The following is a 10830-nucleotide window of genomic DNA, read 5'->3' as shown; positions in this document are numbered from 1 at the left end:
GTCCCCGGACGGGGGGTGACGGCGATATTCGGGCCGTCCGGTTCGGGCAAGTCGACCGTGCTGCGCCTGTGCAACCGGCTGGAGCTGCCGACCAGCGGCCGAGTGTCGTTCTGCGACAACGACATCTCCGAGCTCGACCCGTTGGCGCTGCGGCGCCGGGTGGGCATGTGCTTCCAGCGCCCGACGCCGTTCCCCGGCACCGTGGCCGACAACCTGCGCATCGCCGACCCGGACGCCTCCGACGCGCGGATGCGCGACACGCTGGAGCGCGTCGCGTTGACCGAGCCGGGGACCGGGTCGGGGACCCGCTCATGGCTTGGCCGCGACGCGACCGCGCTGTCGGGCGGGGAGGCGCAGCGCATGTGCCTGGCCCGCACCCTGATGGCCCGGCCTCAGGTGCTGCTGCTGGACGAACCCACCTCCGCGGTGGACGCCGAGGCGGCCGGCGTGATCGAGCGCGCGGTACGCCGGCTGGCCGACGATGACGGCATCCCGGCCATCTGGGTCACCCACGACGCGGCGCAGGCCGCACGGGCCGCCGATCGGGTGCTGTGGATCGAGCGGGGCCGCTGCCTGGGCTTCGGGCCCGTCGCCCCGGGGAACGGGTCGCGATGAGCGGGCAGGTCGGTTGGGTCGGGCTGGCGACGTCGCTGGCACTGGTCGCCGTGGCGGCGGCGGTGTCACTGTGGCAGCGGCTGGGCCTGGAGCGTCAGGTGCTGTGGGCGGCGGCCCGCGCCCTGGTCCAGTTGCTGCTGGTGGGCGGCGCCCTGACGTTGCTGTTCGAGCCGGGTCGTTCGCTGTGGTGGTCGTGGGCCTGGATCGCGGGCATGGTCGGCTATGCCGGCGACGTCGCCCGTCGGCGGGCACCGGAGGTGCCCCGGTTGGCGCCGCTGGCGATCGTCGCGTTCACCGCGGCGGCGGCGATCACGCTGGGGGTGATCTTCGGGCTGCGGGTGTTCCCCCTGCAGGCACGGACCGTGGTCCCGATCGCCGGGATGATGATCGGCAACTCGATGACGGCCATGGTGCTGGTGGCCCGGCGCCTGGTCGACGAGCTGCGTGACAAGCGCGACGAGGTGGAGGCCAGGCTGGCCCTGGGGCAGCCGTCCCGGCAGGCCGCCAGACCGTACCTGCGCGTCGCGTTGCGCTCGGCGATCAGCCCGCAGATCGAAACCACGAAGGCCACCGGCCTGGTGTTCCTGCCGGGCGCCATGACCGGGCTGATCCTGGCCGGTGTGCCCCCGGTGCAGGCCGTGCTCGTGCAGGCGGTGGTGATGTTCCTCATCCTGGGATCGGTCGCGGCGACCACCGTCGTGCTCGCCCTGGGCCTGGTGCGTCTGGTGTTCACCCGCGATCACCGGCTGCTGCCGCTGGGCCGCCGCTCCGGCGCCGCTGACCCCGGCTGCGGCCGGACCCGGTAAGGGGCCGCGGACCGCCCGCCTTGCCTTGCCTTGCCACGGCCCGGCACCGGTTACTAGGATATGCAAGTATCCGCTCGAGCGACGCCACTCACACCCAAGGGCACCCATGACCACACAGATCCCCCACTTCATCGACGGGAAGCGCACCACCGGGCAGTCCACCCGCACCGCCGATGTCTTCAACCCCAGCACCGGTCAGGTGCAGGCCCGGGTCGCGATGGCGGGCAAGACCGACGTCGACGCCGCCGTGGCGTCGGCCGTCGAAGCCCAAAAGGGTTGGGCGGCATGGAATCCGCAGCGACGCGCCCGCGTGATGATGAAGTTCGTCGAGCTGGTCAACGACCACATGGACGAGCTCGCCGAGCTGCTGTCCCTCGAGCACGGCAAGACCCTGCCCGATGCGCGCGGTGACATCCAGCGCGGCATCGAGGTGATCGAGTTCGCGATCGGGATACCCCATCTGCTCAAGGGCGAGTACAGCGAGGGCGCCGGCCCCGGCATCGACGTGTACTCGCTGCGCCAGCCGCTCGGCGTCGTCGCGGGCATCACCCCGTTCAACTTCCCGGCGATGATCCCGCTGTGGAAGGCCGGCCCGGCCCTGGCCTGCGGCAACGCCTTCGTACTCAAGCCCAGCGAACGCGACCCGTCGGTCCCGCTGCGCCTGGCCGAGCTGTTCGGAGAAGCCGGCCTACCGCCGGGGGTGTTCCAGGTGGTGCACGGCGACAAGGAGGCCGTCGACGCCATCCTGGCGCACCCCGACATCCAGGCCGTAGGTTTCGTCGGCAGCTCCGACATCGCCCAGTACATCTACTCCACCGCCGCGGCCACCGGAAAGCGGTCGCAATGCTTCGGCGGCGCCAAGAACCACATGATCGTGATGCCCGACGCGGACCTCGACCAGGCCATCGACGCGCTGATCGGCGCCGGGTACGGCAGCGCCGGCGAACGCTGCATGGCGATCAGCGTCGCGGTGCCCGTCGGCGAGCAGACCGCGCAACGGTTGCGCGCCCGCCTCGTCGAGCGGATCAACAACCTGCGCGTCGGCCACGGCCTGGACCCCAAGGCCGACTACGGGCCGCTGGTCACCGAGGCCGCGCTGGCCCGGGTGCGCGACTACATCGCCCAGGGCGTGGCCGCCGGGGCGGAAATCGTCATCGACGGCCGCGAGCGGGCCAGCGACGACCTGACTTTCGGGGACACCAGCCTCGAGGGCGGCTTCTTCATCGGTCCGACGCTGTTCGACCACGTCACCCCCGACATGTCGATCTACACCGACGAAATCTTCGGACCCGTGCTGTGCATGGTCAGGGCCAAAAACTACGAAGAAGCAATAGCGCTGCCTTCTCAACACGAGTACGGCAACGGCGTGGCGATCTTCACCCGCGACGGCGACACCGCCCGCGACTTCGTCTCCCGCGTGCAGGTGGGAATGGTGGGCGTCAACGTGCCGATCCCGGTGCCGGTGGCCTACCACACGTTCGGCGGCTGGAAGCGCTCCGGCTTCGGCGACCTCAACCAGCACGGCCCCGCGTCGATCCAGTTCTACACCAAGGTCAAGACCGTCACGTCGCGGTGGCCGTCCGGCATCAAAGACGGTGCCGAATTCGTCATCCCCACAATGCAATAGGGCCCTGATTCCATGGAACTCTTCGCGCTCAACGACGACGAGCGGGTGATCACCGAAACGGCCGCCGCCTTCGCCGCCAAACGTCTCGCCCCGCACGCCCTGGAATGGGATGCTGCGCAGCACTTTCCGACCGACGTGCTGCGCGAGGCCGCCGAACTCGGCATGGCGGCCATCTACTGCCGCGACGACGTCGGCGGCAGCGGGCTGCGCCGCCTCGACGGGGTCCGCATCTTCGAGCAGCTGGCGGTCGCGGACCCGACGACCGCCGCGTTCCTGTCCATCCACAACATGTGCGCGTGGATGATCGACACCTTCGGCACCGCCGAACAGCGCAAGGTCTGGGTACCGCGGCTGGCGTCGATGGACGTCATCGCCAGCTACTGCCTGACCGAGCCGGGCGCCGGTTCGGACGCCGGCGCCCTGAGCACCCGCGCCGTCAAGCAGGGCCCGGAAAAAAGTGCAGATTATGTGCTCGACGGGGTCAAGCAGTTCATTTCCGGCGCGGGCGCCTCCGACGTCTACGTGGTGATGGCCCGCACGGGCGGCCCAGAAAATCCGGGCCCGCGCGGCATCTCCACCTTCATCGTCGAAAAGGGCTGCGCCGGGCTGAGTTTCGGTGCACCCGAGGAGAAGATGGGCTGGCACGCCCAACCCACCGCGCAGGTGATCCTGGACGGGGTGCGGGTGCCCGCCGACGCGATGCTCGGAGGCGCCGCCGGCGAGGGCGCCGGCTTTTCCATCGCGATGAACGGCCTCAACGGCGGCCGCCTCAACATCGCGGCGTGCTCGCTCGGCGGCGCCCAGGCCGCCTTCGACAAGGCGGGCGTCTACGCGCGCGAACGCCACGCGTTCGGCTCCGCCCTGATCGACGAGCCGACCATCCGCTTCACCCTGGCCGACATGGCCACCGCGCTGCAGACGTCGCGACTGTTGCTGTGGCGGGCCGCGACCGCCCTGGACGTCGACGACGCCGACAAGGTCGAGCTGTGCGCGATGGCCAAGCGCTACGTCACCGACGCGTGCTACGACGTCGCCGACAAGGCCCTGCAGCTGCACGGCGGCTACGGCTACCTGCGCGAGTACGGCCTGGAGAAGATCGTGCGCGACCTGCGCGTGCACCGGATCCTGGAGGGCACCAACGAGATCATGCGGGTGGTCATCGGCCGGGCCGAGGCCGCACGGTTCCGGGCCACCGCGTAGAAAGGCGCCATGACCAACTCTTCGCGCGTCGCTTTCCTGGGACTGGGCCACATGGGCGGACCCATGTCGGCGAATCTCGTCGCCGCCGGCCACACCGTGCGCGGGTTCGATCCGTTGCCCGCAGCGGCCACGGCCGCGGCCGGCAACGGCGTGACCGTGTTCGACAACGCCGCGCACGCCGTCGCCGGGGCCGACGTCGTCATCACCATGCTGCCCAACGGCGAGGTGGTCAAGCGCTGCTATTTCGAGGTGCTGCCGGCCGCGCGGGCCGGTGCGCTGTTCATCGACAGCTCCACGATCTCGGTCGACGACGCGCGGGAGGTCCACGCGCTGGCGGAATCGCACGGGATAGCCCAGTTGGACGCGCCGGTGTCGGGTGGGGTGAAGGGCGCCGCCGCGGGGACCCTGGCGTTCATGGTGGGCGGCGAGGCGTCCGCGCTGCAGCGGGCGCGGCCGGTGCTGGAACCGATGGCGGGCAAGATCATCCGCTGCGGTGGGGCCGGGGCCGGGCAGGCCGCCAAAGTCTGCAACAACATGGTGCTGGCGGTGCAGCAGATCGCCATCGGCGAGGCGTTCGTGCTGGCCGAGAAGCTCGGGCTGTCGGCGCAGTCGCTGTTCGACGTCATCACCGGCGCGACCGGCAACTGCTGGGCGGTGCACACCAATTGCCCGGTGCCGGGCCCGGTTCCCGCCTCACCGGCCAACAACGACTTCAGGCCGGGATTTGCGGCTGCGCTGATGAACAAGGACCTGCACCTCGCGATGGATGCCGTGGGCTCGACCGGCTCCTCGGCACCGCTGGGCAGTCACGCCGCCGAGGTCTACGCCGAGTTCATCGCGTCCGATCCCTCGCACGCCGACAAAGACTTCAGCGCCGTGATCGAGATGCTGCGCGGTTAGAAGTCGCCGGCGTTGCGGCGCAACGTATCCACCGCCGACACCAGGGCCAGCGATTCGGTGTCGGACATTCCGATATCGGCGAACACCTGCTCGTTGAGCGTCACGGTGGCGTCCTCGACCGTGGAGCGGCCCAGCTCGGTGATCTGCACCAGCGTCGTGCGCCCGTCGGTGGGGTGCGGCACCCGCTTGACCAGCCCGTCGGACTCCAGCCGGCGGATCGCGTGGGTCACGCTGGTGACGTGCACCTGCAGCCGGTCGGACGCCTTGGTGATCGGCAGCGCCCCGGTGCGACTGAACGCCAGCAGCCGCAGCAGTTCGTACCGCGAGAAGCTCAGGTCATAAGGGCGCAAAGCGTTCTCGACGCGGGCCAGCAGGATCTGATGAGCTCGCATCACCGAGGTCACCGCGACCATGCCCGGCGCCACGTGGCCCCATCCGGCGCGCTCCCAATTGGCACGCGCCGCGGCGATCGGGTCCGGTTTGGGCAGTCTCGAGGCGGTCACGTCCCCTTTCTTACCGCGTCTACATCGAACGCTGCAGCAGAACCTGCCCGTTGTCGGCGGAAACCACCTGCACGGCGGCGATCTGGTCGACCGGCGTCGAGATGCTGCCGGCCGGTTTCGCGGTGTGCCCGGGCACGGCGACCCAGGTCGCCAGCCGGGTCTGGCTGCCGTCGCGGCCCACGACCACCATCGCCAGCGTGTCGTGGTGCGCGGTGAGCGGAGCCAAGCAGACGCAGTCCAGGCTGATGGACGTACCCCAGTTCCGGTCGCTGACCTGCACCGTGGAGGCCAGCAGGGTGGTGCCGACCTGCGCCATCTGCTGCGCTGAGGCACTCACCTGCGGCGCAGGGGCCGACGCGTGACCGTGCACGCCGACGAACACGCCGACCCCCAGTACCGCGGCCGCAGCCGACGCGGCCACCCATGTGGCCACGCGCGCACGGCGGCGCCGGAAGCGCACCGCCGCCAGCAGCGACGGCAACAGCGCCGGTGACATCTCCGGGGCCGTCGGGAGCGGGCCCGACTCGACGAGCCTGGCCACCTCGTCGCGGTCCAGCCGCGACAGCAGAGCCGGCACGCCGCTCAGGTCGGCGACGGCGTCCCGGCACGACCGGCAACCGGCCATGTGCGCCTCGAATTCGCGGCGTTCGGCGGCGCACAGCGAGCCCAGCACGTAGGCGGCATCCCACATCGCGTACCGGTCACACGGCGGACCGGCATCCCCTGGCTGCGGGTTCATCTCATCCATCTCCTGTTCCTCATGCGCTAGCGGGTGACCCCGAGTTCCTGCAGGGTCAGGCGCAGCGCCCGTACTGCATAGTGCAGCCGCGACTTCACCGTTCCCTCGGCGATCTGCAGGTCCGCGGCGATCTGAGCGGTGGTCCAGCCGCGGTAGTAGGACCTGTCGATCACGGCTCGGTGTTCGGCGGACAGCTGGGCCATCGCCTCGGCGATCAACAGCCGGTCCAGCGCCGCGTTGACCTCGTCGGGGGTGGACTGCTCGGGCGCTCCGTCCTCGTCGGTGGAGCCGACGACATGGCGGGACCGGGCGCTGCGCCGGTCGTCGATGATCATGTTGCGGGCGACGGTGAACATCCACGCCCGCGAAGATCGTTCAGCATCGCCGATGATCTCCGGATGCTGCCACGCCCGCAGCAGCGTTTCCTGGACGACGTCCTCGGCGTGGCTAGCATCCCCGGTCAGCCGCAGCGCGTAACGCCACAGCACCGCCGCGTGTTCGTCGTAGATCGCCTTCATCACCGCGGCCTCGGCAGCCCCCGAGGCCGCCCCGTTGCCGGCAACCCGACCCACTCGATCACCTCCGCCTGGTAAAACGAGCCTCCGGGGCGGTTGGTTCACGCGGGCCTCAAGCCGGCCTTACCCGGGTAGCGTCAGGATGCGTGGCCCGTCTTCGGTGGCGGCGACCGTGTGCTCCCAGTGTGCTGCGCGGGAGCCGTCGGAGGTGGTGACCGTCCACTCGTCGTCGAGCACCACTGTCTTTCCCGTGCCGAGCGTCAGCATCGGTTCGATGGCCAGCACCGAACCGGGCGCCAGCAACGGGCCCCGCCCCGGGGCGCCCTCGTTGGGCAGGAAGGGGTCCATGTGCATCTGCCGGCCGATGCCGTGGCCACCGTAGCCCTCCACGATCCCGAACCGGAGCCCGTGGCGACGCTCGGCCGCGCGGGTCCCCGTCTCGATCGCGTGCGCGACGTCGGTCAGCCGGTTGCCGACGACCATCGCCGCGATCCCGGCCTCCAGCGACTCTCGGGTCGCCGCCGAGAGCGCCTCGTCGGCGGGCCGCAGCGTGCCCACGCCGAAAGTGATCGCGGCGTCTCCGTGCCAACCGGCCAGCACCGCTCCGCAGTCGATGGACACCAGGTCACCGGGGGCCAGGATTTCGGTGGCCGACGGGATGCCGTGGACGACCCGGTCGTTGACCGATGCGCAGATCGACGCAGGGTAGCCGTGATATCCCAGGAAAGACGGCGTCGCCCCGGCGTCACGGATCACCGCAATGGCGATCTCGTCGAGGCTCAACGTCGACACCCCGGGAATCGCCGCCGCACGGACGGCGTGCAGGGCGGCGGCGACGACGGCGCCGGCCGCTGCCATCGCGTCCAGTTCGGCGGCGCTGCGCTGCGGCACGACCCGGCGACTGCGCAGTCGGGCCAGCGGTGTCATAGTGGTTCGCCCGAAATCGTTATCGGCCCAGGGCTCGCAGCGCGCGAGTGAACACCTCGTCCATCGAGCCGACGGCGTCGACGGTCTTCAGTTGCTCGCGGTAGTACTCCAGCAGCGGCGCCGTTTCCTCGCGGTAGACCTTCATCCGGTTGAGAATGACGTCGTCGGTGTCGTCGGCCCGCCCGCGCGCCTTGAGCCGCCCCAGCAACTCGTCCTGCGACACCCGGAACTCCAGCACCGCGTCGACGTCGGTGCCGCGGCGTCGGAGCATCTCGTGCAGCGCCTCGGCCTGCTGCAGCGAGCGCGGGTATCCGTCGAGGATGAACCCGGCCGCGACGTCCGGGTCGCTGAGCCGGTTGTCGACGAGCTGGTTGGTCAACTCGGCGGGCACCAGGTCGCCCGCGTCCAGGTACCGCTTGGCCTCCAGGCCGAGTTCGGTGCCCTCGCCGATGTTGCGCCGAAACAACTCGCCGGTCGAGATCTGCGGGATGCCCAGCTTCTGCGCGAGCTTCTCCGCTTGCGTGCCCTTGCCCGCCCCCGGCGGCCCCAGCAAAACGAGTCTCACTTCAGGAACCCTTCGTAGTTGCGCTGCATGAGCTGACTCTCGATCTGTTTGACCGTATCCAACCCGACACCGATCATGATCAGCACGGCTGTACCACCGAACGGCAGGTTCTGCACCGCCCCGCCGTTGCCGATCTGCAGGAACAGGTTGGGCAGCACAGCGATCGCGCCCAGGTAGATCGAGCCCGGCAGCGTGATCCTGCTCAGCACGTAGCGCAGGTAGTCGGCGGTGGGCTTGCCCGGCCGGATGCCGGGGATGAAACCGCCGAACTTCTTCATCTCGTCGGCGCGCTCGTCGGGATTGAAGGTGATCGACACGTAGAAGTACGTGAAGAAGATGATCAGCCCGAAGTAGATGGCGATGTAGACCGGGTCGCTCGGGTCGGACAGGTAGGTACTGACGAACTTGTCCCACCAGCTGCTGCCCAGCCCGCCGCTGCCGCTGCGGATCAGCTGGGTTACCAGGTGCGGAATGTAGATCAGCGACGACGCGAAGATGACCGGGATGACGCCGGCCTGGTTGACCTTGAGCGGCAGGTAGGTCGAGGTCCCACCGTACATGCGCCGGCCCACCATGCGCTTGGCGTACTGCACCGGGATCCGGCGTTGGCCCTGCTCGACGAACACCACGCCCACGATGATGCCCAGCGCGGCGACCAGCACGGCGGTGAAGATGACACCGCCGCGGCTGTCCAGGATGGTCTTGCCCTCGGACGGAATGCGCGCGGCGATGCCGACGAAGATCAGCAGCGACATGCCGTTGCCGATGCCGCGTTCGGTGATCAGTTCGCCCATCCACATCACCAGCGCCGCCCCGCCCGTCATCACCATCACGATGACGACCAGCGTGAAGATGCTCTGGTCGGCGATGATGTCCAGCGAGCAGCCCTGCAGCAGCCCCCCGTTGGCCGCCAGCGCCACGATGCTGGTGGCCTGCAGGACGGCCAGCGCGACAGCCAGGTAGCGGGTGTACTGGGTCATCTTGGCCTGGCCGGACTGGCCTTCTTTGCGCAACTCCTCGAAACGCGGGATGACGACGGTGAGCAACTGCACGATGATGCTGGCCGTGATGTAGGGCATCACACCCACCGCGAACACCGTGAGCTTGAGCAGCGCCCCGCCGGAGAAAAGATTGATCAGCGAGTAGATCTGCCCGGCCTCGCCGCCGGTGGCCTCTTTGATGCACTGCTGCACGTTGGGGTAGTTGACGCCGGGAGACGGCAGGGCGGCGCCGAGGCGGTAGAGCAGAAGAATACCCAGTGTGAAGAGGATCTTCCGTCTCAGGTCGACTGTTCGCAGCGACGAGATGAAAGCCGAGAGCACTCTATCCTCCTGCGCAGCCGAGGGCATCCTGGTCACGCGCCCAACACCCGCAGGCCAGGACGTACGGCCGACTCGATCTACAGCGCGTCAAATCGTGTACGAGACTAACAGCCGATCTGCGCAGTTTCGTCAGCGGGCCGTCTCGCCTGCGGCGAAGCGCAACGTCCCGGAAATTCGTTATGTCTGCTAAACATAGGTACTGGAGGCCCCGGGACGTCCCCGGGGGGCGTGAACACCGGGGAGATGAACCACCATGACGCGCAGTGAACACGACAGTTGGGACCTGGCCTCCAGTGTCGGCGCCACGGCCACCATGGTCGCCGCGGCCCGCGCCCTGGCCAGCCAGGGGTCCGACCCGATCATCGACGACCCGTTCGCGGCGCCGTTGGTGCGGGCTGTCGGGCTCGACTTCTTCCGCCGACTGGTCGACGGCGAGGTGGCCCCTGAGGCGCGCGCGGACAGCGAGCGGGACGTGCAGCTGGAAACCGACTCGATCGCAGTGCGCACCCGCTTCTTCGACGACTTCTTCCTCAACGCGGCGCGCGACGGCATCCGACAAGCGGTGATTCTGGCCGCCGGGCTCGACGCGCGCGCCTACCGGCTCAGTTGGCCGCCCTGCAGTGTGGTGTACGAGGTCGATCAACCCAAGGTCGTCGACTTCAAGAGCACCGCGATGGCGAACTTGGGCGCCACCCCGACCGCGGAACGACGGACCGTAGCCGTCGATCTGCGGGAAGACTGGCCGGAAGCATTGCGGCGCAGCGGATTTGATACCAACAATCCAACATCCTGGAGCGCCGAGGGCCTGCTGATGTACCTTCCGCCGCAAGCCCAGGACCGGCTGTTCGACAACATCACCGGACTGAGCGCCCCCGGAAGCAGGCTGGCCACCGAATTCCACGGGGATGCGGGCCGCACCATGAGCGAACGAGCGAAGCAGTTCAACGACCGGTGGGCCAAAGCGGGCTGCGACATCGACTTGTCGGGATTGTTTTTCGACGGCGAGCGCAGCGACGTCGTCGACTACCTGACCGGTGCGGGCTGGCAGGTCAGCACCCGGCCCCGGCGTGAACTCTTCGCCGACTACGGCCTGGTCTACCCGGACGACGAG

General features: G+C 69.2%; 12 protein-coding genes. 6 read left to right on the top strand and 6 right to left on the bottom strand.

The window, feature by feature from the left end; translation table 11 throughout:
• From ACOJVU_RS10275 to mmsB, 5 genes are all read left to right on the top strand, one after another.
• Positions 1–615 (top strand): ATP-binding cassette domain-containing protein (locus tag ACOJVU_RS10275; RefSeq protein ID WP_421529681.1); only part of this gene is annotated, 615 nt, incomplete at its 5' end.
• Positions 612–1421, top strand: coding sequence for an ABC transporter permease (locus ACOJVU_RS10270; protein ID WP_421529680.1), 810 nt, complete (start codon positions 612–614; stop codon positions 1419–1421). The genes ACOJVU_RS10275 and ACOJVU_RS10270, both read left to right, overlap by 4 nt.
• Positions 1422–1527: 106 nt before the next feature.
• Entirely contained in the window at positions 1528–3048 is a 1521-nt protein-coding gene (locus ACOJVU_RS10265) for a CoA-acylating methylmalonate-semialdehyde dehydrogenase (RefSeq protein ID WP_421529679.1), read from the top strand.
• Between the two features lie 12 nt (positions 3049–3060).
• Positions 3061–4248: an acyl-CoA dehydrogenase family protein gene (locus tag ACOJVU_RS10260; protein WP_421529678.1), complete on the top strand. Its 1188-nt coding sequence runs from the start codon at positions 3061–3063 to the stop codon at positions 4246–4248.
• Between the two features lie 9 nt (positions 4249–4257).
• Positions 4258–5148, top strand: coding sequence for a 3-hydroxyisobutyrate dehydrogenase (gene mmsB / locus ACOJVU_RS10255; RefSeq protein ID WP_421529677.1), 891 nt, complete (start codon positions 4258–4260; stop codon positions 5146–5148).
• Here mmsB and ACOJVU_RS10250 read toward each other — a convergent pair.
• The 6 genes from ACOJVU_RS10250 to secY form a co-directional block, all read right to left on the bottom strand.
• The gene (locus tag ACOJVU_RS10250) at positions 5145–5636 is read right to left on the bottom strand and encodes a MarR family transcriptional regulator (RefSeq protein ID WP_421529682.1); all 492 of its coding nucleotides are present in this window, start codon (positions 5634–5636) and stop codon (positions 5145–5147) included. The genes mmsB and ACOJVU_RS10250 overlap by 4 nt on opposite strands.
• A 34-nt stretch (positions 5637–5670) precedes the next feature.
• Entirely contained in the window at positions 5671–6399 is a 729-nt protein-coding gene (locus ACOJVU_RS10245; protein WP_421529676.1) for an anti-sigma factor family protein, read from the bottom strand.
• A gap of 17 nt (positions 6400–6416) precedes the next feature.
• A complete protein-coding gene (locus tag ACOJVU_RS10240) occupies positions 6417–6962 on the bottom strand; it encodes a sigma-70 family RNA polymerase sigma factor (protein WP_421529675.1) in 546 nt (181 codons plus the stop codon).
• A 66-nt stretch (positions 6963–7028) separates the two neighbouring features.
• Positions 7029–7832: a type I methionyl aminopeptidase gene (gene map / locus ACOJVU_RS10235; RefSeq protein ID WP_421529674.1), complete on the bottom strand. Its 804-nt coding sequence runs from the start codon at positions 7830–7832 to the stop codon at positions 7029–7031.
• A 19-nt stretch (positions 7833–7851) separates the two neighbouring features.
• Positions 7852–8397, bottom strand: a complete 546-nt coding sequence (locus ACOJVU_RS10230) for an adenylate kinase (RefSeq protein WP_421529673.1) — start codon at positions 8395–8397, stop codon at positions 7852–7854.
• On the bottom strand, positions 8394–9719 hold the full coding sequence (gene secY, locus ACOJVU_RS10225; protein WP_421529672.1) for a preprotein translocase subunit SecY: 1326 nt from the start codon (positions 9717–9719) through the stop codon (positions 8394–8396). The genes ACOJVU_RS10230 and secY overlap by 4 nt, the downstream gene beginning before the upstream one ends.
• A gap of 253 nt (positions 9720–9972) precedes the next feature.
• Here secY and ACOJVU_RS10220 point away from each other — a divergent pair.
• On the top strand, positions 9973–10830 hold an 858-nt coding region (locus tag ACOJVU_RS10220), incomplete at its 3' end, for a class I SAM-dependent methyltransferase (RefSeq protein WP_421529671.1).

This window comes from Mycobacterium sp. THU-M104, from assembly GCF_049197365.1.
In the GTDB taxonomy this organism is placed as follows: domain Bacteria; phylum Actinomycetota; class Actinomycetes; order Mycobacteriales; family Mycobacteriaceae; genus Mycobacterium.
The sequence above is the reverse complement of the archived record's forward strand: the minus strand, read 5'-3'. Positions and strand labels throughout refer to the sequence as shown.